General features: G+C 63.2%; 27 protein-coding genes and 1 pseudogene. 11 read left to right on the top strand and 17 right to left on the bottom strand.

Going from position 1 to position 26,300, the window contains the following annotated elements; translation table 11 throughout:
- Nucleotides 1-17: 17 nt before the first annotated feature.
- The 7 genes and pseudogenes from R2823_05165 to R2823_05135 form a co-directional block, all read right to left on the bottom strand.
- Nucleotides 18-194, bottom strand: a pseudogene (locus R2823_05165) (ATP-binding protein).
- A gap of 8 nt (nt 195-202) precedes the next feature.
- The gene (locus tag R2823_05160) at nt 203-457 is read right to left on the bottom strand and encodes a hypothetical protein (GenBank protein ID MEZ5175578.1); all 255 of its coding nucleotides are present in this window, start codon (nt 455-457) and stop codon (nt 203-205) included.
- A gap of 233 nt (nt 458-690) precedes the next feature.
- Nucleotides 691-1,107, bottom strand: a complete 417-nt coding sequence (locus R2823_05155) for a hypothetical protein (GenBank protein MEZ5175577.1) — start codon at nt 1,105-1,107, stop codon at nt 691-693.
- Between the two features lie 393 nt (nt 1,108-1,500).
- Nucleotides 1,501-1,677: a hypothetical protein gene (locus R2823_05150; protein ID MEZ5175576.1), complete on the bottom strand. Its 177-nt coding sequence runs from the start codon at nt 1,675-1,677 to the stop codon at nt 1,501-1,503.
- 292 nt (nt 1,678-1,969) lie between these two features.
- Complete coding sequence (locus tag R2823_05145; GenBank protein MEZ5175575.1) at nt 1,970-3,100, bottom strand: ABC transporter substrate-binding protein; 1,131 nt, start codon at nt 3,098-3,100, stop codon at nt 1,970-1,972.
- A gap of 143 nt (nt 3,101-3,243) precedes the next feature.
- Nucleotides 3,244-4,041, bottom strand: a complete 798-nt coding sequence (locus R2823_05140) for an ABC transporter permease (protein MEZ5175574.1) — start codon at nt 4,039-4,041, stop codon at nt 3,244-3,246.
- A 19-nt stretch (nt 4,042-4,060) separates the two neighbouring features.
- Complete coding sequence (locus R2823_05135; GenBank protein MEZ5175573.1) at nt 4,061-4,783, bottom strand: ABC transporter ATP-binding protein; 723 nt, start codon at nt 4,781-4,783, stop codon at nt 4,061-4,063.
- A 347-nt stretch (nt 4,784-5,130) separates the two neighbouring features.
- Here R2823_05135 and R2823_05130 point away from each other — a divergent pair, with 347 nt between their 5' ends.
- Both R2823_05130 and R2823_05125 read left to right on the top strand, forming a co-directional pair.
- Complete coding sequence (locus R2823_05130) at nt 5,131-6,522, top strand: UbiD family decarboxylase (protein ID MEZ5175572.1); 1,392 nt, start codon at nt 5,131-5,133, stop codon at nt 6,520-6,522.
- Nucleotides 6,523-6,699: 177 nt separating this feature from the next.
- A complete protein-coding gene (locus R2823_05125; GenBank protein MEZ5175571.1) occupies nt 6,700-7,098 on the top strand; it encodes a universal stress protein in 399 nt (132 codons plus the stop codon).
- Between the two features lie 147 nt (nt 7,099-7,245).
- Here the strand turns inward: R2823_05125 and R2823_05120 are convergent, their stop codons facing one another.
- From R2823_05120 to R2823_05075, 10 genes are read right to left on the bottom strand one after another with little or no spacing between them, the layout of a single operon-like run.
- Nucleotides 7,246-7,728 carry an enoyl-CoA hydratase-related protein gene (locus R2823_05120; GenBank protein ID MEZ5175570.1) on the bottom strand — a complete coding sequence of 161 codons (483 nt, stop codon included), beginning with the start codon at nt 7,726-7,728 and terminating at the stop codon, nt 7,246-7,248.
- Entirely contained in the window at nt 7,665-8,033 is a 369-nt protein-coding gene (locus tag R2823_05115; protein MEZ5175569.1) for an enoyl-CoA hydratase-related protein, read from the bottom strand. Before R2823_05115 ends, R2823_05120 begins: the two co-directional genes overlap by 64 nt.
- The gene (oah, locus tag R2823_05110) at nt 8,030-9,130 is read right to left on the bottom strand and encodes a 6-oxocyclohex-1-ene-1-carbonyl-CoA hydratase (GenBank protein ID MEZ5175568.1); all 1,101 of its coding nucleotides are present in this window, start codon (nt 9,128-9,130) and stop codon (nt 8,030-8,032) included. The genes R2823_05115 and oah overlap by 4 nt, the downstream gene beginning before the upstream one ends.
- Nucleotides 9,131-9,145: 15 nt before the next feature.
- Nucleotides 9,146-10,204, bottom strand: a complete 1,059-nt coding sequence (gene had, locus R2823_05105; GenBank protein ID MEZ5175567.1) for a 6-hydroxycyclohex-1-ene-1-carbonyl-CoA dehydrogenase — start codon at nt 10,202-10,204, stop codon at nt 9,146-9,148.
- Complete coding sequence (locus tag R2823_05100) at nt 10,201-11,196, bottom strand: xanthine dehydrogenase family protein subunit M (GenBank protein ID MEZ5175566.1); 996 nt, start codon at nt 11,194-11,196, stop codon at nt 10,201-10,203. The genes had and R2823_05100 overlap by 4 nt, the downstream gene beginning before the upstream one ends.
- On the bottom strand, nt 11,193-13,577 hold the full coding sequence (locus R2823_05095; protein MEZ5175565.1) for a xanthine dehydrogenase family protein molybdopterin-binding subunit: 2,385 nt from the start codon (nt 13,575-13,577) through the stop codon (nt 11,193-11,195). The genes R2823_05100 and R2823_05095 overlap by 4 nt, the downstream gene beginning before the upstream one ends.
- Nucleotides 13,577-14,059, bottom strand: a complete 483-nt coding sequence (locus R2823_05090; GenBank protein MEZ5175564.1) for a (2Fe-2S)-binding protein — start codon at nt 14,057-14,059, stop codon at nt 13,577-13,579. The genes R2823_05095 and R2823_05090 overlap by 1 nt, the downstream gene beginning before the upstream one ends.
- Complete coding sequence (locus R2823_05085) at nt 14,056-15,231, bottom strand: PrpF domain-containing protein (protein ID MEZ5175563.1); 1,176 nt, start codon at nt 15,229-15,231, stop codon at nt 14,056-14,058. Before R2823_05085 ends, R2823_05090 begins: the two co-directional genes overlap by 4 nt.
- Nucleotides 15,204-16,346, bottom strand: a complete 1,143-nt coding sequence (locus tag R2823_05080; protein MEZ5175562.1) for a thiolase family protein — start codon at nt 16,344-16,346, stop codon at nt 15,204-15,206. The genes R2823_05085 and R2823_05080 overlap by 28 nt, the downstream gene beginning before the upstream one ends.
- Nucleotides 16,343-16,762, bottom strand: coding sequence for a Zn-ribbon domain-containing OB-fold protein (locus tag R2823_05075; protein MEZ5175561.1), 420 nt, complete (start codon nt 16,760-16,762; stop codon nt 16,343-16,345). The genes R2823_05080 and R2823_05075 overlap by 4 nt, the downstream gene beginning before the upstream one ends.
- A gap of 354 nt (nt 16,763-17,116) precedes the next feature.
- On the opposite strand from R2823_05075, the gene R2823_05070 reads away from it, so the two are divergent.
- From R2823_05070 to R2823_05030, 9 genes are read left to right on the top strand one after another with little or no spacing between them, the layout of a single operon-like run.
- Nucleotides 17,117-18,367 (top strand): LeuA family protein, encoded by a 1,251-nt coding sequence (locus tag R2823_05070; GenBank protein MEZ5175560.1) that lies wholly within the window; start codon nt 17,117-17,119, stop codon nt 18,365-18,367.
- Nucleotides 18,364-20,175 carry an indolepyruvate ferredoxin oxidoreductase subunit alpha gene (gene iorA / locus R2823_05065; GenBank protein ID MEZ5175559.1) on the top strand — a complete coding sequence of 604 codons (1,812 nt, stop codon included), beginning with the start codon at nt 18,364-18,366 and terminating at the stop codon, nt 20,173-20,175. Before R2823_05070 ends, iorA begins: the two co-directional genes overlap by 4 nt.
- On the top strand, nt 20,168-21,046 hold the full coding sequence (locus tag R2823_05060; protein ID MEZ5175558.1) for a 2-oxoacid:acceptor oxidoreductase family protein: 879 nt from the start codon (nt 20,168-20,170) through the stop codon (nt 21,044-21,046). The genes iorA and R2823_05060 overlap by 8 nt, the downstream gene beginning before the upstream one ends.
- Nucleotides 21,043-22,188, top strand: a complete 1,146-nt coding sequence (locus tag R2823_05055) for a 2-oxoacid:acceptor oxidoreductase subunit alpha (protein ID MEZ5175557.1) — start codon at nt 21,043-21,045, stop codon at nt 22,186-22,188. The genes R2823_05060 and R2823_05055 overlap by 4 nt, the downstream gene beginning before the upstream one ends.
- On the top strand, nt 22,185-23,060 hold the full coding sequence (locus R2823_05050; GenBank protein MEZ5175556.1) for a 2-oxoacid:ferredoxin oxidoreductase subunit beta: 876 nt from the start codon (nt 22,185-22,187) through the stop codon (nt 23,058-23,060). The genes R2823_05055 and R2823_05050 overlap by 4 nt, the downstream gene beginning before the upstream one ends.
- Complete coding sequence (locus tag R2823_05045) at nt 23,047-23,583, top strand: 2-oxoacid:acceptor oxidoreductase family protein (GenBank protein ID MEZ5175555.1); 537 nt, start codon at nt 23,047-23,049, stop codon at nt 23,581-23,583. The genes R2823_05050 and R2823_05045 overlap by 14 nt, the downstream gene beginning before the upstream one ends.
- The gene (locus R2823_05040) at nt 23,580-24,179 is read left to right on the top strand and encodes a TetR/AcrR family transcriptional regulator (GenBank protein ID MEZ5175554.1); all 600 of its coding nucleotides are present in this window, start codon (nt 23,580-23,582) and stop codon (nt 24,177-24,179) included. The genes R2823_05045 and R2823_05040 overlap by 4 nt, the downstream gene beginning before the upstream one ends.
- A complete protein-coding gene (locus tag R2823_05035; protein ID MEZ5175553.1) occupies nt 24,176-25,408 on the top strand; it encodes a CoA transferase in 1,233 nt (410 codons plus the stop codon). The genes R2823_05040 and R2823_05035 overlap by 4 nt, the downstream gene beginning before the upstream one ends.
- Nucleotides 25,398-26,225 carry an enoyl-CoA hydratase-related protein gene (locus R2823_05030; GenBank protein MEZ5175552.1) on the top strand — a complete coding sequence of 276 codons (828 nt, stop codon included), beginning with the start codon at nt 25,398-25,400 and terminating at the stop codon, nt 26,223-26,225. Before R2823_05035 ends, R2823_05030 begins: the two co-directional genes overlap by 11 nt.
- The last annotated feature ends 75 nt before the right edge of the window (nt 26,226-26,300 follow it).

Raw genomic sequence — 26,300 nt, 5'->3', positions numbered from 1 at the left:
ATTTCCCAGGGTGGTTCACTCTTGCCGGTGCCGGAGGGTCCGCATACCACCAGGTTCTCGTGGCGTTCGATCCATTCGAGGGTGGCCAATGACCGTTGGGTCGGTTCGGGAATCGAAGACACCGACGAATCGCAGGTGTCGAACGTTTCCCTGGTGGGGAACCCGGCTGCTTTGCAGCGGTGGGCAATCGACGAGGCTCGTCTCATTGGTGACCCTGGGGTCGACCTGCGGTGACGGGCCACCTCCACGCCCCTGAAGCTGACACGCAGGTGGCGACGATCTCATCACCGTCGACCCGCACCCATACTGTCTCGTCGACAGGAGTGTGAGGAACCGAATACGCGACACCGCCGTAGCTGATCATCGACGACCATGACACTCTGCGGGTCTCGCCAAACGCAGCCGTGAAACCAGGGTCGGGGATCCGATGGAGACGCTGGCGTTCGTCGGCGAGCATCTCGGCTGGAGCTCGGCGGGTGAGCCTTGGATCCTGTGATTGACCTTGTCCATGAACATCTCGCAGACTTCCACCAGCTCCGCCCACGACTCGTATTCGTCTCTGATGTTGGATCGTGGGGACCAGGTCGGCTCTGGCGATCCGCAGTGCTGCTTCCGACCCGCCCTTCGACTCTGGATCCGCCCGAACACACGTAGCGATCGTCACTCCTTCGTGGTTGCCCGCCTCGACGATCAACGGATGACGAACCGCGATCCCGCCACATTCTCGATGGTCACCGTCCGTTTGTTGTCGGTCAGCCAATAGGTCGGAGCGCCACCGAACCGGCGCATCGCCTGGTCGAGACAACCGATCACTGTCGGCAGAATCTGCCCCAAGTCGGGAAACCACCCGCGATCGGGACCACGCCAGCCACGCGCACCACAACTGCGTCTGCCGACCATCCACTCGGGGGCCATACCACATTCCCATTGGGCCGACATTCCCGGTTCGGTGATCCACGGCCGATACACCCGCCGTCTCCCCGCCCGATAATTCGCCTTTGCCTCAGCCGGCACCCGACGGTCCGTCCGATCCGAACCCGTAAACCCGAACGACTCGAGCTTGTCGATCACGACATCACCACCAATCTTGCCCTGGGACCGTTCCACCCAAACCTCCAGCTTCGGCGGGAGCGGGTCGATCAACTTGGCCGCACCACTGGGTCCACCGACGGTAACTAGCCAAGAACTAGCCCACGTCGCGGCGGGCCAAATACTCCGCCACCCTGTGATGCGAACAGCCCGCCAGCTCCCCAGCGGCACGAAGCGACCCAGTTAGGTCGAAAGTTCCCAGAATCTCCATGATCGCCTCGTGAGACTCCACCTGTTCCTCCTGGTCCGCTGGTCTGGCCTGGTCTACCGCCGTTGCAAACGGGAGGAACACCCCAACGCAGCAATCCACGATGAGGACGCAAACATCAACATGGGCAGAACCACTGGCCGCCAGTGGGCAATTCTGATGGTCGCCGGTGGGCAGCTACATGACCGCCAGTGGGCAGGATCTCACGGCCGCCGACACCGGGAACGCGTGTCCAACAAACCCTGGCAACTCCAGGGACTTGCCAGGGTCACCGTCGCGGGGCCGGTCTCGGCTTGGCGAGCGATCTCTTTGACGGTCTTGTAGTGGTCCGAGGTGTACCACTCGGAGATCTTGCCGACGAGGATGCCGACGACGAGCATCAACGCGTCCGACGCCCTGTCAGACGTCCGGGCCTCGCCGCGAATTGGAGAAAAGAGCGCAACGACTAAGGCCCCCAGTCAACCGTCGTTGACAACGGAACGCTCAGGCCACCCGAGTACTCTTGACTACTCCTGTTCGGCTGCGGCGACTGGACCGCGGTGACATCGGAATCTGATCACCCCCACGTTGACCCTGGCCTTTCCCCCGTGCTACTCGCCGGGGGAAAGGCCAGGGTTAGCGCTATCTCAGTCTGTCACGTTCTCACTCGCGGAACCCTCATCACGCATCAGATCACCTATCGAGATAAGTGCGTGCGAACTCAACAAAGGAAGAATCGATCGCGTCCTCGTAGGTGATCTGATCGTCCTCGATCTCACCCCGGCTCTTGAACCAGTCGAAATCAGATTGCATCGAATCGACGCGCAGAGCCGCGAACTCGTTCAAGCCTGCGGGGACAATTGACTCCGCAAGCTCCCGAGTTTGCAGGCTCGTATACCGAAAGACTGTTTCGAGGAAGTCGTCGGGCAATGCCCCACCAACTATCTCGCCCGTCTCCGTGTATACGGCGCGGTAGTCCGCCACACCGCGGGCGTAGGCCACCATGAACCGATTCGCCACGTCACGGTTTGCTCGGAATCCAGGTCCAAACAGCAAGATGGCTTGCTGCGTGACCTGACCCGCTCGCAGCTCGTCCTCGCCAATCCATCGCTTGCCAATACCCTTGTCTTCGGCAATCGCAATGAGTGGTTCTATCGATTGCACAACATCCATGGAACCATTCTCTAGGGCGACCGTCATGTCAGAAAAACCCATGACAGTCGTCTCAATGTCCGTCAGTTCGAGGTCACAAGTGGCGAGCCAGATCGCCAGTGAGTGCAACACGCTGTTGGACGGAGCGCTTATTCCGACCCGGGCACCGGCCATATCGGAGCAATCAGACATCTGGCTGTCGGCCGGGAGCATCAAAGCAGAGTAGCCAAATCCGGGTGGATCTGATCCCTTATCTGCCACTGCCCGGATGTCAAGTCCACGTGCAACAGAATTCCACAAGCCTGGGCCAACAGCACCGCCAGCTACATCAATCTGATCGCTAGCCAGCGGGGCGATCATCTGCCCTGAGTTCGGGAAATCAGTGACTTCTATCTCGAGTCCCACATCTCGGAAGTAGCCCCGATCAACTGCCAGAAACAGACCCATGTCAGAAAAGGCACCCACAACACCGACTTTCACTGTTACAACAGGATCCAAGGGCGTCAACTCATCGGGTTGCGCACTGGTGGATGACGTGCTCGTTTCGCCTGGGCTGGGCTCAGGCGCTACAGATGTGGTGGTACTCATACTGCTCGCCTGCTGGGTCGTGGTAGCGCTTTCCGCACCACTGCCGCACGATGTAGCGGCCAGCATGATGGCGACAAGCGCCACGAATTGTCGGTAGTACCGACGCCTCGCGAGATCTCTTAGATGGTTCATCGCTCCTCCTGTTATTCGCTGTCTTCAGGTGTGTTCATGTTGCGACACCATGGGCCAGCTCTTCGTTGTCTCGGCTTCGATCTGGAATGGATGCTTCACCGCCTTCCCGGGATTAGTCGTCTCTCCATCTGCTCGAGTCCGATGTTGGTGATAAATCCCAGCAGTGCTAGGACAACCAATCCCACATACATCTTCTCAACAGCAAACACCTCCCAGGAACTCCAAATCAGATAACCGATACCGACGCGGGTTCCCACGAATTCGGCGGCCACGATCAGGAGTAGAGCGATCCCCATGCTCAGCTTGAGACCAGTGAGAATCGACGGAAGAGCTCCTGGTAGAGCAACGATTCGGACGAACTGTGATCTGCTCGCTCCGAAGGCCGCACTGACCTCACGGTACGAATGGGGCAAGTTGATTACGCCGTCCATCGTCGCGAAAAGCTGGACGAAAAACACCCCGATTGCGACGAGTGATATTGCGGTCTTCTGCCCAACGCCAAACACCAACAGCAGAAGTGGCAGAACCGCGAGCTTCGGAATCGGGAACAGCGCGGCAACAATCGGAAGCAGCCCTGCCCTGATTGTTCGAGAAAACCCCATCAGGCAGCCAAGCGTGGCCCCCGCAAGCGCACCAATCGCGAACCCGAGGAGTATTCGTGTCAAGCTGGCACGTAGATGCGACAGCAGCTCACCCGATTCGAGCATTGAGCGAAATGTATGTGCAATCTCACTCGGAAGCCCAAAGAAGCGGGTGTCAACGATGTTCGTGCGACCCGCCAGCTCCCAGGCGAGGATCAGCAGAATCGGCGAGGCAAGGTAAAGCAGCTTCTCGATCCAGGCCTGCGACTGATGGGCGCGCGCAGTGAGCGTGCTGACGGTCGGTCGTGCCATCGCTCGGCCAGAACTAGCATCAGGCATTCGCGGCGCCGAACCCTTCCACATGAGTACCATCTCGATACTGAAGCCGAATCATGTTCTCCAGCTCTCGTTCCAAACGCAGGAACTCAGGATCGTATCGGATCTCGTTCGGGGTTCTCGGTCGATCAAAGGGAACGTCGATTTCAGCAATTAGGCGACCCGGATTCGTCCCCATGACGAGAATTCGGTCCCCCAAGACCAGCGCCTCCATGATGCTGTGAGTAACAAAGACAACCGTCCGACGATCCCTCTCCCATATCTCCAGGAGCTGTTCTTGCATCACCATCTTCGTTTGGACATCGAGCGCCGCGAATGGCTCGTCCATAAGCATGAGATGAGGATCAATGCACAGCGCGCGAGCCAGGTTCACTCGCTGACGCATCCCACCAGAGAGCTCGCTGGGGTAGGCCTGCTCAAAGCCCTCCAGTCCGACGCGTGCCAACTCCTTTCTGGCGCGTGCACGACGTTCGCCCTTCGATTGGCCATTCAGCCGTAGGCCAAAGCTCGCGTTGTCGAAGGCTCGCATCCACGGAAACAGTGCCGCATCTTGGAACACCGTTGCCACGCGAAACTCAGATTCCGATCCCTGTTCCACCAGCAGATTCCCCGACGATGGTTCGGTGAGTCCGCCGAGGATCTTCAACAGAGTGCTCTTGCCACAGCCACTTGGTCCGATAACTATCACGAACTCTCGATTGTGGATCGAGAAGCTCACATCTTGAAACGCTACGATACGAGTTGAGCCCGTCTCGTAGACCTTGGACAAGCCGGTAGCCGCGATAACCGGTGTCGTTGGAGCGTGGAACCGGATCGTTCGATTTGAAGCCCGCGGCTCTGTACTCATTGGTCAAACCAACTCGCGCAGCACACCCGCATCGCGGTGGTTGGTCGCGCCTTGTTGACCTCAGCGGGTAGCGGCTCCACTTCGCAGGTACTCGACGGTTGTTCCATATCCTGTTACAATACCGACCGCCCAGGCGGTCGGTCAAGTCGAGTCCGCACGAGGAGGAGAAGCCGACAGATGGCAAGGGACCAGCACGCAGCGAAGAAGACGGGGAGTTCATGAGAGACCTGAGGTGGTTTCTACGCCACCTTGATGAATCAGATGCCACTTCGTTCGTTCGGGTGCATCAACCGCTCAGCACATACCTCGAAGTATCGGTGCTCCAGCAGAAGCTCGCTCATTCGGGTCGGTATCCTGTAGTACTATTGGAGTCGGTCAGCGAGTCGCGACTGCCCTTGGTGACTAACCTTTTCGCGTCATACGACTCGCTCGCTCGAGCTCTGGATCTCGATTCAGTGAAAGGATTGCTGCCTCGTTTTGTCACTCGGCAAACCCAATCAATGCCACCGACTGTCGTCTCCGCTGGCAAAGCGCCAGTCCAGGAGGAGGTGATGTTGGGTGAGGATGTCGACCTTGAGGCCCTGCCAATCACTCACCATGCGGTTCTAGATTCGGGAAGATACATCACCGCGGGTTGCATGGTCTGCCGAGACCCGGATAGTGGAACATACAACGTCGGAATCTATCGACACGAGCTTCAGGGCCCCAGGACTCTGGGCGCAATGTTCAGCCCCTATCAGGATGCTGCTCATATCCTCCGGCGACACCGAGAGCTGGGACGAGCGATGGAGGTGGCAATCTTTATCGGTCACCATCCAGCCGTCGCCATCGGGGCATTGTCTGTCGGTCCGGTTACTACTCACTCCGAATACGATGTCATTGGAGGCTTGCTCGGTGAATCGCTTGAGGTCGTCAAAGGCGAGTCTGTGGACTTGATGGTTCCTGCCAGAGCGGAAATCGTGATCGAAGGCGTGATTGACCCAAACACTGAGACCTCAGATGGCCCCTTCGCCGAATTCACCGGCTATTACGGAGGCAGGAAGACTGCTGCATCGATCGATGTCACAGCCGTGACGCGGCGCAAGGATGCCATATATCACGATCTTGATCCAGCGCATAGAGAGCATAACCTCGTCGGCGCCTTACCGCTTGAAGCAGCCCTGCATGACTCGATTCAGGCTCGAACGAAGGCCCTTCGTGATGTGTGTGTGCCGATATCTGGTAGTTGTTTCTTCAGCGCCTACGTTTCCATCAACAACATCTCTGAGGGTCTAGCAATGCAGGCTGGTCTCGCCGCGCTTGCTACACATGCGAACCTCAAGCATGTTGTTGTAGTGGATTCCGACATAGACGTGCGGAATGAGGAGCAAGTCCAATGGGCAATCAATACACGCTTCAACGCCGCGCGCGACCTCGCCATTATTCCAAACGCCACTGGCGGGAACCTTGATCCGGTTGCATACGGAGCGGATGGATTCACTCCCGGTCCGATGAGCACAAAGCTGATACTGGATGCGACACAACCCTTGAGCAGGAGCTTCCCAACTCGAATCACTCCTTCCCCGGAAATCTGGGAGAGAATCTCCCTCGAGGACCTCGCACTGGAATGAACGGAGCATCAAACCACGCCTCGGGAGAACAACATCGAGGAGACTGTCGTCGAGTGAACTCGCCCGAGGAGCTCCCGAGATGCTGCCAATACCCGACTCGTACTCCGAAGCGACACGTGCGCATAGCAAAGGGTGGGCCCGTGTGACGGGAGATCCGATCCACAAGGGAGGTTTCCTGTGAGAATCGTGGTTGGTTTTGTCGACAGCCCCGAAGGTGAAGCGGCCATCGAGGTCGCTATCGAAGAAGCAAGGTTGCGGAGCGGGGGTCTTGTCATCGTCAATTCGATGCTGGGCGGGCACCACGAGCAACCGGAGGATTACAGGAAGATGAACGAACGCCTTGAAGGTCTCACCCAGCGACTGCTCGCAGAGGGGATCGACCATGATGTGCGCGAGTATGTACGTGGTGAGAAACCGGTAGCGGACATCGTGGCTGCCGTCAACGAGTACGACGCCGAACTCGTCGTCATCGGTATTCGGAAACGGTCAGCAACCGGAAAGGTGCTGCTCGGTTCAAACGCGCTTGACATCCTCCACGACTCGCCTGTACCGGTTCTTTGCGTCAAGGCACCGTAGGATCGCACGGCCGAGTCGGCTTCCGGGCCAACGAGATGACGGCTTGTGCGCAGTGCGCGCCGGGCCGCCCTCGCGAGCTGGGGAACTCGCTAATCGCGGTCAGACTCAAACCAAACAGTCTTCGGTGACCCAGACTGGTTCAGTCGATTACTTGTCGCTCCACGCGGGTGACCGCTTATCGATAAAAGCTTGGATGCCCTCGACGCCGTCGTGGGTTGGGAGCAGCTCCTCAAGGTAGGCGCGCTCGGCGGCTGCGAGACGGGCGTCGACATCGGCGGCGTAGGACTCCCGGATGGCAGCGGTCGCGATCCGCAGCGACGACGCGGACCGCGCGAGGAAGTGCTGTCCGACATACGCATCGATGGTGGCGTCGAGCTCGCCGTCGGGGGCGACAGCGTTGACGATGCCAACGGCCTTGGCTTCATCGGTGCGGAGGGTGCGGCCAGTCAGGAGGATGTCCTCGGCGAGACGGCTCTTCCCCTGGGCACCGAGCAACGCCGTGGCTGCTGGAGGGAGGACACCGAGTTGGATCTCGGGGCAACCGAGCTTGGCGGACTCCTCAGCGATCACAATGCCGCAGCCCAGCACGAGTTCGAGCCCGCCGCCGAGACAGTTGCCCTGCACCCCCACCAATGTGGGATAGGGGAAACGGACCAATGCACGGATGACCCCGCCGAGCGCTGCGAGCATGGCGGGGCGACATCGGGGAGATGTTCTTCGACGCTGGCGCCGAACGAGAAGTTCTTCCCCGCGCCGCGCAGCACCAAGACCTTGGCACCTCTGGCAGCCGCCGCTGCGGTGAGCGCTTCGTCGAGTTCGGCACACATCGCGATGTCGATGACATTCCCCGGAGGTTTGTCGATCGTGATCGTGTGGACCGCACCGTCGGCCGAGACCTCATGGCGTACCGACGGCTCAGCAGTCGGATCGGTCATGCATCGGCCTTGAACTGCGGAGACACGGCCTCGATCAGCTCGTCGCTCCAGGCCTCCCCGCGTGCGAGCCTGCGTCGCAGATCGATGTAGTCAACCTCGCGCCCAGTTTCCTTGCTCCCCCTATGGAATGCCCGGAATCCTGCCTTTGCCTCCGTCATCATGTTCACCGACAGCCAAGCCCGGCTTGTCTCCTTGTTCTTGTCCCAGTGCTCAAGCTTCTTCTTGCGAATCGATTCGGTTGTCTTGATCGTGCAATCCGGCATCGTGTAGAGAATCTTGGTGATCGTCTCGTCGACACCGGCATCGAGCAACGAGAAGTCAACGGTCGCGGACTTCATGAGCTCCTTCGCGGCTGCGAGGTCGTCGCCTTCCTTTGGCGTTCCGTGGACGATCTTGCCCCACTCGTCGAGGTACCGGTCGGTCACGACGAGCGGGTTGGGAATGAACGCACCGTCGACCTTCAGCACCGGGAAGATGTCGTTGACCAACCCGAGCCGCAGTGCCTGATGGGCGCTCCACGGGTCACACAGGATGCAGCTCGCCATCGAATGGGCGAACCCGACATACAGATCGAGGAAGTCGGTGGACCCCCCGTCGGGAGCCGACCCGTGCTTCGGGCCCGCCTGTCCGAACCGCGCCATGTCCGAGGCGAGCGTCAGGTCGCACGCCATCCCGATCTCCTGACCGCCCCCGATGCGCATCCCGTTGACCCGGTTGATGACCGGCTTGTCACACATCAGGATCGCCGAGACCATGTCGTTGAAGATCCTCATGTACTGGCGGTACTCGAGCGGTCGACCCGCGTAGTACTCGGAGTACTCCTCGGTGTTGCCCCCCGTGCAGAACGCACGATCACCTACAGCGGTGAACACGACGGCCACCGCCGCCCGGTCCATCGACGCTTTCCGAAATGCGAGGATCACCTCTTTCACGGATGCGGTCGTATATGAGTTCAGTTGCTTCGGGTTGTTCAGCGTGATCCACACAGCGTGCAAGCCGTCGACCTCGTTCCCGTCCTGGTCGTGGATCGGACGCTCCTCGTAGAGGATCTCGGAGTACACATGGTCGGGAGCCAATTCATGGTTGATGAGTGTCACCTGGTGCCACCTTTCCTATGGGATGAGAATGGTTCGTCGTGGATCGACATGGTTGTGGGCATCGTCGATGGCCCGAGCGATCTCGGCCATCGGGACTTTGCGGATGAACGGGGCGAGATCGACCTTCCCGGAGATCACGAGTTCGACCGCCTCGGGATACCGCTCTGGCGGACATCCCCAGGTCCCGAATGCGGTCGCATCGAACGCCATCAGGTTCGAGAGCCGTACCGAGATCTTGTCCATCGTGAACCCCACCACCGCGAGGGTGGCCTGCGGACCGAGGAGACCGTACGCGGTTTCCTGACCCGGAGCGGTGCCGGAGCATTCGAAGATCTTCCAGCCAATCGACGGCGCGCCGAGCTGCTTGGCGTGGAACCGCACGGCGTCGCGCACCTCCCTCGGATCCATCCCCCTCGAGTTCACGGTCGCTGCCGCCCCATGATCCTCAAGGACGGCGAGCCGGTCGTCGTCGATGTCGATCGCGACCACCTTGGCCCCGCTCGCAGCAGCGATCTGCACCGCGTACGAACCGACACCGCCGACGCCGATCACCACGGCGAGGTCACCGTCGGTGACGCCGGCGCGACGCACAGCCTGGAGCGGTGTTGTGACCGCGTCAGCGATCACCGACAAGTCGGCGAGTTCGTACCGTTCGGGCAGGTCTTCGATCACCGAGAGCCCCCGCGTGGGAATCGTCACATGGGTTGCCCAGCCTCCATCAAGATCGTTTCCAGGCATCAGCTGGCGTGTGCAGGCATTGCCCTTGCCCTTGTTGCACAGATCACAGTCCCCACACGGGATCACTGCGGGTACGAGCACATCACGACCAGGCCACTCCTCAGCGCCGGCGCCGGCCTCGACGACGGTACCCGCGATCTCGTGTCCGAGGACGAGTGGCAGCCCTGCCTTCGTCGAGACGCTCCCGTCGAGGAATCCGAGGTCGGTGTGACAGATGCCGCAGCCCGCCACCTGCACCACGACTTCGTGGTCTTGTGGCTCGCGACCGGCAGCTTCGACCTTCTCGAGGGGTTCACCGACGGCAACGAACCGCCAGGCGTATCTGCTCTCCGTCATCGGTTCCCTTCCGCCTCACCGTCGCCGCCCGCGACCTCGTGGAGCGCCTTGGCTGCATGGACCGGGATCATCCACTTGCGGTAGCGAGACCCCGTGTCGGTGTTGTCCTGGCTCCGGAATGCCTTCGAGACGAGCTCCGAAGCTTCGTCGATCGTTTCGTCGGTCAGCACCTTGCCCACGAGGTATTCCTCAGCGTCGGTCGCTCGCAACGGCGCCGATGCGATACCGCCGACGGCGATCCGTGCGGTCGTACAGACGCCTCCCGCATCAAAACTCACGGCAGCAGCCACCCCGAGCAGACCGAAATCGATCGAGCCCCGCCTGCGCAGCTTCTGGTAGCTCGCGCGTCCGTCGAACGGTGGGATGGTCACATCGATGAGGATCTCGTCTGGCGCCTTCGTGAGGTAGTCCATGCCGTCGTTGTGGTAGAGCGCCTCCACGGGGATCGAGCGTTCTCCCCTTCCGCTGACGAGCCGCACCGTCGCGTCGAGGGCGATCATCACCGGGGCGAGATCCGTCGAGCTGATCGCCCAGCACTTGTTGCTCTTCGGCGCAACCCAACAGGTGTCACCGCCGTCCTTGAGGCAGTGCCCGCGGGTCCGCCGCCAGTCGAGCGGCATGTCGATGTAGTTGCAGCGTGTATCGATGCACAGGTTCCCGCCGATCGTGCCCGTGTTCCGGATCTGCGGTGAAGCAACCGATTCGGCGGCCACGGCAACGACCCTGGGGACCGTTGGGGAGGTGACGATCTCAACGAGGGTCGTCGATGCCCCGATGATGCAGTTGCCGGTGTCGTCGACCCTGATCCCTGCCATGTCGTCGATGTGGGCAAGCGACACGAGCGTGACCGGTGTGGCCTGTCGCCGCTTCATCTTCGGGACGAGATCGGTCCCACCACCGATCACGGAAACGGTCGGATCGGCGAGCAGCTCGACCGCCTCGTCGAGCGTTGCGGGTGTGACATATCCGACCGGCGGGACCTGGATCGTCATGGTGCACCGACCTTCGTCGCCATCGGTGCGAACGCCTCGGGTGGCTCCACCTTGACGAGCGGCGGGAACTCGAAGTCGGGAACCGAGTCAGGGCCGTACCTGCCCTCCCGCCCCCGTGCCCGATCGCGGAGCGCGGAAACGATCCGGTCAGGGGTGAACGGGGTGGCATCCATGCGGATACCGATCGCATCGTAGATGGCGTTCGCCACGGCCGGGATCACCGGAAGAAGCGGCCCCTGGCCCACCTCCTTGGCACCGAACGGGCCCTCCGGGTCATCCGTATCGACGATGATCGACTCGACCGGCGGCATGTCGAGGCTCGTCGGCATCTTGTAATCCAACAGCGACGGCCCCCGGAGCAGCGCTCCACGGAAGCTCTGTTCCTCATACAACGCCTCACCGAGACCCATATAAACCCCACCTTCGATCTGGCCCTCGACGAGGAGCGGATTGATCGAGGTCCCGATATCGTGGGCGAGCCAGACCTTGTGAACTTTCACCAACCCGGTCGTCGAGTCACAGTCGAGCTCCACGACGGCGGCCGAATAGCTGTAGGCGGGCGAGATGCCCACACCGGCACCTTTGTGGGATCCGGCGAGTTCCGGCGCCTTGTAGCTGCCGGACACGACGAGGGATCCCGTGGCGGCGATCGTGATCGTGACCGCCTCCAGCCACGGAACGCCGGTGTCAGGATCCCCGTCCACCTCGATGCGTCCGTTGCGGGCGACAAGATCCCCGGGGGCCACCCCGAGTTTGTCTGCGACCGCGGTGACGATTCGATCACGGAGGTTGACCCCCGCTGCGAGGGCCGCGTTGCCGCCCATGAAGGTGACCCTCGACGAGTAGCTCCCCAGATCGACGGGGGTGAGGTCCGTGTCGGCGGTCACCATCGCAATGTCGGTCGGATCGAGCCCGAGCGTCTCTGCGACGATCGTCGCAAGCATCGAGGTGGAACCCTGGCCGATGTCGGTCGCCATCGAATACACGGTGACTCCCCCGCCACGATCGACCTTGATCTGGACCTCTGATTGGGGCATGTCGTTGAAGTAGATGGGGAGCCCTGCCCCCGACATGTAGGCCCCAACCGCGAGCCCGATACCGCGTCCCTCCGGGAGCTTGCCGTGTTTTTCGGCAAAGCCGGAAGCCTCAGCGACGCGTTCGATGCATTCGGTGAGCCCACAGCTCGTGATCCGAAGATGGTTGACCGTCATCGAATGCTCCGGCACGGCATTCACGAGCCGGATCGACACGGGATCGATGCCGAGATCCTCCGCGGCCTTGTCGAGCTGACACTCGAGTGCGAACCGGGGCTGCGGCGTTCCGTGGCCCCGCTTCGGGCCACACACCGGCTTGTTCGTATAGACCCTCACACCCTCGAACCGATAGTTGGGGATCGAATAGGTGGTGGTCTGGAGTGCGCCGGTGTAGTACAGGGTGGCGATGCCGTAGCTGCCGTAGGCGCCACCGTCGAGGTAGGTCTTGAAGTGGCTCGCCGTGATGCGGCCCTCGGAATCGAAGCCGGTCCTCACCCACATGAGCACTGGGTGGCGACCGCGGTGACAGTAGAACACCTCCTCACGGGTCAAGGTGATCTTGACAGGGCGCCCGGTCATCATCGACAGCTTCGCCGCAACGATCTCATGTGAGAACGGGTCGGTCTTGCCCCCGAAACCGCCGCCGACCGGTGCAGCAATCACCCTGATCTGCCCCGCGGGCATCTCGAGCACCTTGGCGAGGGTCCGGTGGACATAGTGGGGAACCTGGGTCGAGGACCACAGCGTTACCTTCCCCGACGGCTCCCACGACGCGAGGGCGGCGTGCATCTCGAGGGCAGCGTGGGTGTTGCCCTCGAAGTAGAACACATCCTCCCTGATGTGGTCCGCTGCGGCGAAACCCTCATCGACATCGCCGAACTCGAGGGCCGCCGCTCGGTGGGTGTTCCTGCCCTTCCCGTCACCGTGGAGCAGGTCGAGGTTGTCGTCGAAGGCGTCCTCATAGGTTGCGATCGTGTCGAGCGGCTCATACACGACTTCGATGAGGTCCAGTGCCCGTTCAGCGGTCTTGGCATCGACCGCGGCAACCGCGGCGACTGCTTCCCCTGCGTGACGCACACGGTCGATGGCGAGGGCCGGTTCATCCTGGCTCACCGGAAGAATGCCGTAGGTGATCGGGAGGTCGGCGCCCGTGATGACTGCCTTCACACCCTCGAGCGCTTCGGCCTTCGAGGTGTCGATGCTGACGATCCTCGCGTGCACGGCGGTGCTTCTGAGCTGGCGACCGATCAGCATGCCGGGGAGCTTCATGTCATCGACATAGGCGGTCCGCCCGGTCGTCTGTTCCATCCCGTCGACACGGGCTGCCGGTATCCCGACGGCTCCCATCAGCCGGACTCCGGTGCGCTACGGGTCGCCGCAAGGTGGACGGCGCTGATGATCTTCACATAGCCGGTGCACCGGCACAGGTTGCCCGCGAGGGCTTCGTTGATCTCGTCGGTCGAAGGGTCAGGGTTCCGATCGAGGAGCGAGCGCGCCGACAGGATCATGCCCGGTGTGCAGTATCCGCATTGCGCGGCGTTCAGCTCTGCGAATGCGGTCTGGAGCTCATCAGGGAACCGCCCGTCGGAGAGGCCCTCGATCGTGGTGATCGTGCTTCCGGCAACCTGCCACGCAAGGGTGATGCACGACAGCACCGGCTTGCCGTCGACGAGAACGGTGCAGGTCCCGCACTCTCCGAGGTCGCAGCCGTGCTTGGTGCCGGTCATGGACAGATCCTCACGGAGGAACTCCAGCAGGGTCCGGTTGGTGTCGATGATCGCGGAGCGCTGCTCCCCGTTGATCTCGAGCGTGAGCACCCCGTCGGTCATCCCGGCAGCACCCCATCGTTGCGGATGAAGGCCTCACCCTGCGCGATCCGGCGCGCGGTCCGCAGATAGGTGGCTTCCTCGGCTTCCCAATTCCCGGCGCTGCGTGCCACCCGCGCAGTCACCGGCATGACGCCCGCAGGGTGCCCGATCGCGAACCTGGTCGCATCCACACGATCGGGGCTCGTGACGGCATGCACGGTGGTCCCTTCAATGGAAGCGGCAACACCGGTGCAGGCGGCGACCGTTCCCGGATACGCCTTGTGCACGACCGGCGGGCGGCCGCCGACCACCCGCGCGACGAGGTCGATCTCGGAGGCCTCGACCTTGTCCTCGGAGCCATAGGCCACATACGCCGCGGGTTCCGACACGATCGCTGGCACGGGGGTGAGGCCGTCGGTTGGCATGCCAAGGAGGGTAGCGGCGCTCGCTTTCACGGCCGAAATCGCTTCGAGGTTCCCCTCGGTGAACTCCCCCGGCGTCTCGTTCCCGCGCATGCCAACCGCTTCGGCCCGCATGAAGACCGTCAGGTTGGCAAGGTCAACGATCGTGACCTCAACGGGGCCGATCTCGGTGTCGAGGACATCCGACACATTGCCGGTGGGCAGCAGCGACCCGGTGATTCCCCCCGCGGTCTGCGCAAAGTCGAGGGAGATGGGGGCTCCGGTGCCCGGCACCCCGTGGACACGGTACGAGCCCTCGACGGCGGCCCTTCCGTCGACGATCGGAACACCTGCGCGCAGCACCCGTCCGGTGTTCGTATTGTGGATCGCGACCGTCGTCACCGGCACAACCACCGGCACGAGGCCCTCGTCGACGGCGTAAGCCCCCACCGCCGCAGAGATGTTCCCGCAGTTGATGTCGTAGTCGACGACCGCCTCGGTGATGCTCACCTGCGCAAAGGTGTAGTCGATGTCGGCGTCGGGTCGGGTCGTTGGCCCGATGATGGCAAGCTTGGAGGTGAGGAGGTCGGCGCCTCCGAGTCCGTCGATCTGACGCGGGTCCGGACTGCCGAACAGCGCCAAGATCATGGCGTCGGCTGCGGCGGCACCTTCGGGGACATGCTCGGATCTGAGGAAGACGGCTTTGCTGGTGCCGCCGCGCATCAGCACGAACGGCACCGACCGTTGCTCGGTGCCAGACGCTTTCAGCGAGTCAAGATCTGAACGGTGCACGCAGCTCCCTCGATCCCGACTGCCTTTCCGCCCCGACAGTGGGCGAGGCCCACCTTGGCTCCCTCGATCTGGCGATCTCCCGCCTCCCCGCGGAGCTGACGCACCAGCTCGACGACCTGGGCCACTCCCGTGCCGCCGAGCGGGTGCCCTTTGCCGATGAGGCCGCCACTCGGGTTCACCGGCAGACGGCCGTTGATGTTGGCTTCGCCACGCTCGACCGCTCGGGGATAGCTGCCCTGCTCGAAGAGGCCGAGGCCTTCAACGCGCAGCACCTCAGCGATCGAGAAGCAGTCATGGACCTCGGCGAAGTCGACCTCGTCTGGGCCAACACCTGCCTTCTCGTAGGCATCTTGCGCCGTCGCCCAGGTGAGCGGTTCGAAGGTCATCGTCGTTGGCTCAGTCTCGACCGAGCCGGAACGAAGCGCCGAGGCGGCGAGCCTGACACCTCGCCCATTGGCGTACCTCGCTGCTGCGGCATCACTCATCATGATCACCGCAGCAGCGCCGTCGGTCACCGGCGAGCAGTCGTGGAGGTGGAGCGGATCGGCGACGGGACGCGACTCGAGCACATCTTCCACCGTGATCGGCGTACGGAAATGGGCGAGCGGATTCTGCGCCGCGTTCGCCTTGTTCTTGACAGGGATCAGGGCGAGCTGTTCGCGGGTCATGCCATGATCGGCCATGTACCGGGTGGCGCGCATGGCGTAGATCCCCGGCATCGTCGCCCCGATGGCCGCTTCCGGATCGCTTGGATCCGGGGTGAGGGCTCCCCCGAACTTCGAGGTGAGGTGCTCGGTGCCGACCGCCACCACAACATCGTTCTCACCGGCACGGATCGCAAGGGATGCCTCGCGGATCGCGGTGGCACCGGAGCTGCAGGCGTTCTCGACATTGACGAGCGGAAGGCCTGCAAGGCCGACCTGGGCGAGGATCCGCTGGCCCGTCACCATGCCCTGGAACACATGGCCGACATAGGCCGACTCGATGAGGCGTGCGTCGATGCCGGCGTCGGCGACTGCCTCGAGCAGCGCGGCCGAGCCGAGGTCGGTGGCATCGCTGTCCGGATGCTTGCCGAAGCGGGTCATGCCGACCCCGACGATGTGGACATCGGTCATTCAGACACCTCCGAGGGACGAAATCGGTAGCCCGTGAGTGGGTTGCCATCGGCATCCTCACCGAACGGTTCAAGCGAGAGCGACATCGGCATGCCGATCTCGATGTCATCGAAGTCTATCCCTGAGATCTGGCCCATGATGCGGACACCCTCAGGGAAGTCCACATACCCGAGCGCGTACGGAACCTCGAACGCGGGGATCGACTGGCGTACGATCGAATAGGTGTACAGCGTCCCCTCGGTCGAGAACCGGATCGTGTCCAGTTCCTGGCTCAGGCATCCCGCACAGGCCTCCCGGATCGGGAAGAAGCACGCCCCGCAGTTGGTGCATCGGCTGCCGAGCAGGTTGCCGGTGCCGTCGTCGTGGATCTCGAGCTCCCCCGGTCGGAATGATGCCCCCATCACAGCTGTCGTCAATGCTCCTCCTTCGTGTGGCCGTGGGCACGCCGAACCGCATCTGCCTTCCGGCCGGTCGGTCGTCCAGACCCGAGTGTCTCCCCGTGACCTCGCTGCGTCAATGAGCCACCGACCCCATTTCTGTGATGCATTCAGCCTACCTGCGGTCCGGGCCGTCGCCTGACGAATCGTCGGGATCCTCTTGCCGGATCGTGATTTGTGCACCACGATCACTGTCGTGATGCGAATGCATCAGATAAATGATACAAAAGGCGGATTGCCGGTCGCCCCCGTCCTTGGGATTCTATGACTACCTTGTCAACCGACCGGCCGGACGGCTGCGAGGGATCGATCCAACGCAAAGGAGGCGAGGGCATGGGGCAAGACACCAGCGCTCGGGAACAGGAGCTGCTCTACGACTGGAATGTCGTCGGCATGGAGGGCACGCCGGCACCTGCAACGGTGGAGCTCGACGACGAGACGCTGCGTGACGGCCTCCAGAGCCCGTCGGTCCGTCAACCGAACCTCGATGAGAAACTCGAGATCCTCCACCGCATGGCTGGCCTCGGCATCCAGGCCGTCGATCTCGGCTACCCGGGCGCCGACGCGACCGTACTTGACCATGTCACCGCCCTTGCCGAAGAGATCGACAAGGAAGGCTTCTCGATCGAGCCCAACTGTGCAGGCCGGACCCACCCAGCAGACATCCTCCCCATCGCCGAGGCCCAGCAACGCTCCGGCGTCGCGATCGAAGCTTCCCTGTTCCTCGGCACGAGCCCCATCCGCCAATTCGTCGAGGGCTGGGATGTCGACTTCCTCGCAAAGACAACCGTCGACGCCATCAATCTCGCCCGCAAGGAAGGTCTCGAGGTCATGTATGTGACCGAGGACACGACCCGGGCAAGGCCAGAGATCCTCCGCACGCTGTACACCGCGGCGATCGAAGCGGGCGCACGGCGCATCTGCCTCTCCGACACCGTCGGCCACGCAACCCCATGGGGGGTACGGGCGCTCGTCGAACTCGCCGTCGACATCGTCGCCGAAACCGGCGAAGACATCAAGATCGACTATCACGGCCACCGGGACCGCAACCTGTCCGTCATCAACTCGATTCAGGCTCTCGCCTCGGGAGCCCACCGTGTGCATGGGTGCGGGATCGGCATCGGGGAACGGGCAGGCAACACGCCCATGGAGATGCTGCTCGTCAACCTCAAGCTGATGGGCTGGCTCGACCTCGACCTCACGACCCTCCCCGCCTACTGTGAGGCGGTCTCCAAGGCGACCAGCACACCGATTCCCAAGAACTGGCCAGCGATCGGGAGTGACGCATTCGAGACGAGCACCGGTGTGCACGCCGCAGCCGTCCTCAAGGCCATTCGTACGGGCGACGAATGGCTCGCCAACCGCATCTACAGCGGCGTACCCGCAGACCTCCTCGGGAGGGAACAAGAGATCACCGTCGGCCCCATGAGCGGAAGGGCCAATGCGGTCGCATGGCTCACGAAACGGGGCCGTGAGACCGACGACGCGACGGTCGACAAGATCCTCGCGGCCGCAAAGACATCGGACCATGTCCTCGCCGAGGACGAGATCCTTGACCTGATCGCCGCCGGGAGCACGCAATGACGACCCTCGAAACGCGTGTCGACGAGGGCACGACCGTCCTCCTGTCCGGCAACGAGGCCATCGCCCGCGGGGCGGTGGAAGCGGGGGCCCTCATGGCCGTCGGCTATCCGGGAACGCCGAGCACCGAGACACTCGAATCGATCGCGAACCGCACCGACATGCAGGTCCGCTGGTCCCCCAACGAGAAGGTCGCCCTCGATGTTGCCCTCGGCGCGTCACTCGGCGGCATCCGCACCCTGTGCACGATGAAGCATGTCGGGCTCAATGTTGCCGCAGACACCTTCATGACGATGGCCTACACGGGGGTCGGGGCGGGCCTCGTCATCCTCGTCGCGGACGATCCCGGCATGCACAGTTCCCAGAACGAGCAGGACACGAGGGCCTACGCCCGGATGGGCTCCGTACCGCTCCTCGAACCCGCAAACAGCGCCGAAGCCAAGCGGTTCACGGCGCTCGCATTTGAGATCTCCGAGCAATACGACACCCCGGTTCTCGTTCGCACGACGACACGGGTTTCGCACAACCGAGGGGTCGTAGAACTCAGGGACCGCCAGGAAAGGCCGGTCGCCGGCTTCGAGCGTAACCCCCAGAAGTACGTCATGATTCCTGGGCACGCCCGAGGGCGACGACCGGCACTCCTGCGGCGGTTGCAGGACCTGAAAGAATTCGCAGACCAGAGCCCCCTGATCGAGGAATCCGGGACGGATACCTCGATCGGCGTGGTCACCTCCGGTATCGCCCACCACTACCTCCGTGAGGTGCTCCCGGACGCCAAGGCCCTCAAGCTCGGCATGAGCTATCCCCTCCCGATGGAACGGATCAAAGCGTTCGCAAAGACCGTCGATCGGCTCTTCGTGATCGAGGAGCTCGATCCCCTCGTCGAGAACGATCTGCGCGCCGCTGGGCTCGCCGTCGAAGGCAAGGAGTTCTTTCCCCAGGCTGGCGAGCTCAGCCCCGATGCCGTCAGGCGAGGATTTGCCGCAGCCGGAGTCCTTCCCGAGTACCTCGCGATCGAGCCAGCTCCCGGCACGGTTGCGCGGCCACCGCTCATGTGCCCCGGCTGTCCGCACACCCCTCCGTACCTTGCCCTCAAGCGCCTCGGCGCCGTCGTCACCGGCGACATCGGGTGTTACACGCTTGCCGCGCTCGAGCCGCTGTCGTCAATGGACACCTGTGTCGCGATGGGCTCGAGCATCGGCATGGCGGTCGGACTCGCGGCATCGGGAGGCGCCGCAGGCCCCGTCGTCGCCACCATCGGTGACTCGACCTTCCTCCACGGCGGTATCGCGGGTCTCGCCGACGCGGTCTACGCCGATGCAAACATCACCGTCATCATCTTGGACAACGGAACAACAGCGATGACCGGCGGGCAGGAGCATCCGGGCACCGGGACCACATTGCAAGGGCAGGAGGCGACTCCTGTCGATCTGGTAGGGCTATGCAAGTCCCTCGGTGTCCGGGATGTCCGCGTCATCGACCCCTACGACATGGCAGCAACCTATGGCGCCATCGAAGGGGCGATCGCCCATGTCGGCCCGTCGGTGGTCATCACCAACCGCCCGTGTGTCGAAGCCCCGATCAAAGTCAGGGATACACCATTCCGGGTGATCGCAGAGGACTGCACGGCGTGCCAAGCGTGCATGACCGCCGGTTGCCCATCGATCGTGTGGTCCGACGAGATGTTCGAAGGACGGCGCAAGGTGGTCATCGATACGGTGACCTGCACGGGCTGCACCCTGTGTGCACAGCTCTGCCCACCGCTCGCAATCGTGCCGGTTGACATGAACGGGAGGAACGGCGATGGCTGACGGTGCGAAGGGCCTCTTGCTGGCAGGCGTCGGGGGCCAGGGCGTCATCCTCGCGAGCATGATCGTCGCCGATGCGCTTATGCGAGCAGGGTTCGATGTCAAACAGAGCGAGGTGCACGGCATGGCCCAACGGGGCGGCTCCGTCGTGAGCCACATCCGTTGGAAACGCGACAAGGTCGACAGCCCGCTCGTCGAGAAGGGAAGCGCCGAGGTCCTTGCCGCTTTCGAATGGGCGGAAGCCATCCGATGGGTCGAGTATGTCCGCGACGGCGGTGCCGTCGTCACCGACCTCAAGACGATCGTCCCGCCGGGAGCGTGCAACGATACAAGGGCCTGGTCGAGGGCCTATCCCCGATTCGACGGCGACCTGTTCAAGAACCGGAGACTCGAATCCCGCTTCGTTGACGCAACGGCAAACGCCGCCGCACTCGGCAATGTGCGGGCCGCGAACAGCGTCATCCTCGGATCGGTGGCTGCCTTCGTCGACATCGACACCGAACACTGGGAAGCGGCAATCACCAGCCTCGTGCCGAAAGGAACCGAAGAGGTCAACCTTGCGGCGTTCCGTGCAGGGCGGCAGGCACCGTCGGCGGAGATCCCGCTCCCGGGGCCGGATCCCGAGGTTGCCCCGGGACCCCACCTCATCGAGATCCGCCAGGACTGGTGCAAGAGCTGCGACATCTGCCCGAGGGTCTGTCCCGAGTACTGCCTGAAGCTCGATACCGACGGCACGCTGCTGATCGTCGATGCCGATGCCTGCACCGGGTGTCGTCTGTGCGAGATGTTGTGCCCCGACTTTGCAATCACCATCCACCCACCGGCGGAGACAGCCGATCCGGTGCCGGCAGCATCAGGGAGGACCACCCGATGACAACCGCGACAACCGCAAAGCTCATCCAGGGCAACGAGGCCTGCGTCAAGGGCGCCCTCGCCGCCGGTTGCACCTTCTACGGGGGGTATCCCATCACCCCATCGTCGGAGATCGCCGAGCACATGGTGCGGCGCATGCCCGAGGTCGGTGGAGTCTCGGTGCAGATGGAGGACGAGATCTCGTCCCTCGCGGCGGTCATCGGTGCGTCGATCGCCGGTGCCAAAGCGATGACCGCGACGAGCGGGCCGGGCTTCTCCCTCATGCAAGAGCATGTCGGGTTTGCGACGATCGCCGAGGTCCCTTGTGTGATCGTCAATGTGATGCGGGGAGGTCCCAGCACGGGCATGCCAACCTCGCCATCGCAGGGAGATGTGATGCAGGCACGGTGGGGGACCCACGGCGACCATCCCGCCATCGTGCTTGCCCCCTCGTCGGTCGGGGAGGTCTTCGACCTCACCGTCAAGGCCTTCAACCTCGCGGAGCGCTTCCGCACACCGGTCATTCTCCTCTACGACGAGATCATCGGGCACACCCGTGAAAGCGTCGAGCTCCCGGATTCGGTGACCGTGGTCGACCGCGTGACACCAGGTACGGCCCTCGACGAGTTCTGGCCCAAGGACGCCGATCCCGATGGTGTCCCCGCGATGTCGCCGTTCGGGGACGGCTATCGGTTCCATGTGACCGGCCTCGCCCACGACCACCGGGGGTTCCCCACCAACGACACCGCCGTTGCCGAGGCGCTCATCAGCCGGCTCCACAACAAGATCGATGCCCACCTCGATGAGGTCGTCGAAGTCGACGAGTACCTCCTCGATGATGCCGACATCGCCGTGTTCGCCTACGGCATCGTTGGACGCTCCGCCAAGCTCGCGGTCGAACGGGCACGCGAGCGCGGGATCAAGGCAGGCATGATCAGACCGCTGACCGTGTGGCCGTTCCCAACCGAACAGGTGAGGGCTGTGGCCGAACGAGTCGACACGATCGTCGTTGCCGAGATGAACCTCGGGCAGCTGGTCGGGGAAGTCGAACGCTCCGCGATGGGCAAGGCCGAGATCGTCCCGCACCTGCGCTCGGGAGGCGAGCCGGTCACCCCGATCGCGATCGAGGAAGTGCTCACCAAGATCCACGGAGGACGCGCATGACCGATGTCAGGATCCACCCCGAAACCGAAACAACGGCCGCATCGAAGACCGATGTGAAGGCCTACTTGCGAGAGTGGGCGATGCCCCATGTCCTGTGTCCCGGGTGCGCCCACGGCATCGTGCTTCGATCATTCCTCGAAGCCGTCGACCAACTCCAACTCGACCAGAACAAGATCGCGATGGTTGCTGGGATCGGCTGCAGTTCACGGCTTGCCGGCTATGTGGATTTCTGCACGCTCCACGGCACACACGGACGCGCCCCGGCCTTTGCGACCGGCTTGAAGCTCGCTCGTCCCGATCTCAATGTGGTGGTCGTCACCGGCGATGGTGACGGGCTCGCGATTGGCGGCAATCACCTCATCCATGCCGCCAGGCGCAACATCGACATGACCGTGCTGCTGCTCAACAACTCGATCTACGGCATGACCGGGGGCCAGGCAGCCCCAACCACACCCGAAGGGGCGATCGCTTCGACAACGCCCCAAGGCAACGCCGAGCCGGGATTTGACGCCTGTGAGCTGCTCAAGGGTGCAGGGGCGTCCTTCGTTGCGAGGGTCTTCGCAGCCAACCCGATCGCCATGACCAAGGTGATGGCGGAAGGCCTCTCCCATCCCGGGTTCGCGTTCATCGAGTTGGTGAGCGACTGCCCCGAGTACTTCGGGCGCTACAACAAGATCGGGGGCGGGCCCGAGATGCTCAACTGGATCGCCATGCGCGATGAAGGGGTTGCCGGACCGCTGTCGGACAAGCGTTTCGTCGAGCATGTGCCGGTCGATCTGCCTGCACCCGCCCTCAAGACCGGTGTGCTCAAGAAGGAGATCCGTCCCGTGTTCCAGGGGGCAGGCGCAGGAGGTGGCCGTGGCTCGCAATGAGATCAGGATCGCTGGCGCGGGCGGGCAAGGTGTGGTGACCGCAGGCAGGATCCTTGCGGAAGCCGCGATCCTTTCCGGGAAGCGGGCGACGCACAGCCAGCTGTACGGACCCCAATCAAGGGGCGGTTCGAGCCGTTCCGATGTGGTGATCGCGACCGACACGGTTGGGTTTCCGCTCGCCGACAGCATCGATACGCTTGTTGCGCTGTCGCAGAAGGCTCTCGACAAGTACAAGCCGGATTTGGCGGTCGGAAGCACGCTGATCATCGACTCCCGCTGCGTCCTCGAGGAGCCGGACGACACCGCCGTGTTCTTCCCCGTCGTCGACACAGCGCGGGCGGTCACCGGTGGCGAACTCGCCACAGGCGTCGTTGCGCTCGGTGTCCTCCAGGCCCATACCGGCCTTGTCGACGGTGCGGCGCTCGAACGGGCGGTGGCTGCGCGGGTTCCGCCCCAGCACCGAAAGAAGAACCTCGAGGCGCTCGCTGCAGGCATGCGACTTGCGCAGGGCGCCGCGGCGTGATTCACGGAACCGACACGCGGGACCGCATTCGCCTCGAAGGCGCCGCACTATTCCGACGCAAGGGCTTCAACGGTACCTCGATGTCCGAACTCGCCGAGGCGGTTGGGATCACCAAATCCAGCCTCTATCACCATTTCCCTTCCAAGCAGGCGTTGCTGTCCGAGATCATCGAACGCACGGTTCGCCGGGTGACACCACTTGTCGAAGATGTGGCCGACATGCATGTCCCTGCCGCCGAACGGCTCCGTCTCGCGGTCATCCTCCACACGGTCGGAGCGATCGAGGACCGCGACGCCGTTGCCTGTTTCACCGACGAGGGCCGCTACCTCGACACCGAGTACATGGCAGCACATCTCGCCCGGCGCGACGCCTACGAAGCCGTCTTCCGCCGGCTGCTCGAGGAGGGCTATGAGGCAGGGGAATTCGTCGCCCAGGATTTTGGTGTCGCTGTCAAGGCCATCCTCGGGATGTGCAACTCGGTGATCCGCTGGTACCGGCCGGACGGCGCCAAGACGGCACACGAGATCGCTGAGGACTTTGCCCGATTCGCGGTGCGTGGCGCATCGGTTCCCGAACCTGCCGCTGTCGCACGATGACCGGAGCGCTCGAAGGCTTCACGGTCCTCGATCTGTCACAGGGTGCGGCAGGGCCGACCTGTGCAATGCACCTCGGCGACATGGGCGCAACGGTCATCAAGGTCGAACCCCCAGGGGGTGAGTGGGGTCGCCGACTCGGACCACCGTTCGTCGAAGGTGTCGCCGCTGCGTACCTCGGCATGAACCGGAACAAGCAGGGCATCGTCGTCGACCTCAAACACCCCGAAGGTGCCGAAATCGTGCTGCGCCTCGCACAGCAATGCGATGTCGCACTCGAGAGCTTCCGTCCCGGTGTTGCGGACCGTCTCGGTGTCGGCTACGAAGCGATGCGGGCAGCGAACCCCCGGATCGTGTATGCCGCGATCTCCGCGTTCGGGCAGACGGGCCCGTGGCGTGACCGTCCCGGCGTCGACGGTGTCGCCCAGGCCATGGGAGGCATCATGAGCGTCACCGGGACCGAGGACGGCCCGCCTGTCAAGGTTGGGGTTCCCGCGGCCGACATGGCGGGCGGCGTGTTTGCCTCCCAAGCAATCCTCGCTGCCCTCCTTGCGCGTGAGCGCACGGGAACCGGTCAACGGGTCGATGTGTCGCTCCTTGATGCGCTGCTCGCGTTCCAGGTTGTGCCCCTGTCGATGTATCTCGCGAGCGGTGTGTCGCCGAAGCGGCTCGGAAGCGCCGCCCCCTACGCCGCCCCAAACGAGGCATTCCCCACCAAGGACGGCTATGTGATGGTTGCCGGGTACACCCAGAAGCGCTGGCCCGCGCTGTGCACGGCGCTCGGCGCACCGGAACTCGCAGACGATCCCCGGCTCGACACCAACGACAAGCGGGTCCGCGACCGCGCAACGCTCCACGACCTCCTCGGCCCGCTGTTTGCGCACAAGACCACCGCAGAGTGGATCGAGATCCTCGACGAGGCCGATGTGCTGTGCGGCCCCATCCTCGACTACGACCAGCTCACCCGCACCGAGCATGTCGAGCGGTCCGGTTCGATCGTCACCGCAACCCATCCGCTGCTCGGCGAGGTCCGCTCACCGGTCCTGCCGGGCCGGTTCTCGGCGACGCCTCGCGACGGGACCGGACCTGCCCCTGCGGTGCCGGGCGAAGACACCGAGAGGGTGCTCGGGAGTCACGGATTCACCGAAGCCGAGATCACACGACTGATCGAAGACGGTGTGGTCGTCGGATCAGACAAGGAAGCGACCGTAGGAGGCAATCGTGGCCGTTGAAGAAAAGGCAGACACCTCGACCGAGGAGGTCGAAGAGGACCTTGTGCTCTACAAACGCGTGGGTTCGGTTGGTGTGCTGACGCTCAACCGACCCAAGGCCCTCAACGCGATGACGGTCGCGATGCTCGAAACCATTGGCGACCTGCTCGACCAGATCGAAGAGGACCCGGACACCCGCGCGTTGGTCCTCACCGGGGCCGGAGACAAGGCGTTCTGCGTCGGAGCAGACCTCAAGAGCCGCGGAACCAAGTTCGAGGCCGGTCTGATCCATGATCCGCTCGGGCTGCTGGTCCGCAGCGTATTCGGCAGATTCGAATCGCTGCATGTGCCGGTGATCGCGGCGATCCGTGGCTATGCACTCGGCGGAGGGCTCGAGATGGCACTCGCCTGCGACCTCCGCATCGCAACCGAGAGCGCACGCCTCGGCTTCCCGGAAGCCAAGGTCGGAAGCCTCCCCGGTGCAGGCGGAACCCAGCGCGCAACGCGACTCATCGGCCCGGGCTACGCAAAGGAGCTCATGTTCACCGCAGACCACATCTCTGCTGCGGACGCCTTCCGGATGGGGCTCGTCAACCGGGTCGTCCCCGACGACGACCTGATGGACGAAACGATGGAACTCGCCGAGCGCATCGCGAGCCGGGCACCGCTTTCACACGACCGGGTGAAGGAACTGATCAACCGAGCCACCGAAACCGACCTCGAAACCGGGCTCGAGCTCGAATCGACGAGCCACGCCGTGCTCCGAGCGAGTGAAGACCGCGACGAAGGCATCCAAGCATTCGTCGAGAAGCGATCCCCAGAATTCAAAGGCCGATAACCATCGCGTCTCCCCGTACCCAGGGTTCCCGTTCAACTGAAATGTCACCTGTGGCCCACAGAAACTCGACGGTTC

It is taken from the genome of Acidimicrobiia bacterium, assembly GCA_041393965.1.
Taxonomy (GTDB): domain Bacteria; phylum Actinomycetota; class Acidimicrobiia; order Spongiisociales; family UBA5794; genus UBA5794.
This window is presented reverse-complemented; position numbering and strand designations above follow the sequence as displayed.

Bases quoted from the DNA above. Each gene is read 5' to 3' on its own strand.
- had (MEZ5175567.1), bottom strand. From the start codon at position 10,204: ATGACGGAGAGCAGATACGCCTGGCGGTTCGTTGCCGTCGGTGAACCC.
- R2823_05060 (MEZ5175558.1), top strand. From the start codon at position 20,168: ATGGCTGACGGTGCGAAGGGCCTCTTGCTGGCAGGCGTCGGGGGCCAG.
- R2823_05090 (MEZ5175564.1), bottom strand. From the start codon at position 14,059: ATGACCGACGGGGTGCTCACGCTCGAGATCAACGGGGAGCAGCGCTCC.
- R2823_05050 (MEZ5175556.1), top strand. From the start codon at position 22,185: ATGACCGATGTCAGGATCCACCCCGAAACCGAAACAACGGCCGCATCG.
- R2823_05140 (MEZ5175574.1), bottom strand. From the start codon at position 4,041: ATGGCACGACCGACCGTCAGCACGCTCACTGCGCGCGCCCATCAGTCG.
- R2823_05035 (MEZ5175553.1), top strand. From the start codon at position 24,176: ATGACCGGAGCGCTCGAAGGCTTCACGGTCCTCGATCTGTCACAGGGT.
- R2823_05130 (MEZ5175572.1), top strand. From the start codon at position 5,131: ATGAGAGACCTGAGGTGGTTTCTACGCCACCTTGATGAATCAGATGCC.
- R2823_05095 (MEZ5175565.1), bottom strand. From the start codon at position 13,577: ATGGGAGCCGTCGGGATACCGGCAGCCCGTGTCGACGGGATGGAACAG.
- R2823_05100 (MEZ5175566.1), bottom strand. From the start codon at position 11,196: ATGACGATCCAGGTCCCGCCGGTCGGATATGTCACACCCGCAACGCTC.
- R2823_05115 (MEZ5175569.1), bottom strand. From the start codon at position 8,033: ATGACCGATCCGACTGCTGAGCCGTCGGTACGCCATGAGGTCTCGGCC.
- R2823_05070 (MEZ5175560.1), top strand. From the start codon at position 17,117: ATGGGGCAAGACACCAGCGCTCGGGAACAGGAGCTGCTCTACGACTGG.
- iorA (MEZ5175559.1), top strand. From the start codon at position 18,364: ATGACGACCCTCGAAACGCGTGTCGACGAGGGCACGACCGTCCTCCTG.
- R2823_05160 (MEZ5175578.1), bottom strand. From the start codon at position 457: ATGCTCGCCGACGAACGCCAGCGTCTCCATCGGATCCCCGACCCTGGT.
- R2823_05150 (MEZ5175576.1), bottom strand. From the start codon at position 1,677: ATGCTCGTCGTCGGCATCCTCGTCGGCAAGATCTCCGAGTGGTACACC.
- R2823_05055 (MEZ5175557.1), top strand. From the start codon at position 21,043: ATGACAACCGCGACAACCGCAAAGCTCATCCAGGGCAACGAGGCCTGC.
- R2823_05080 (MEZ5175562.1), bottom strand. From the start codon at position 16,346: ATGACCGATGTCCACATCGTCGGGGTCGGCATGACCCGCTTCGGCAAG.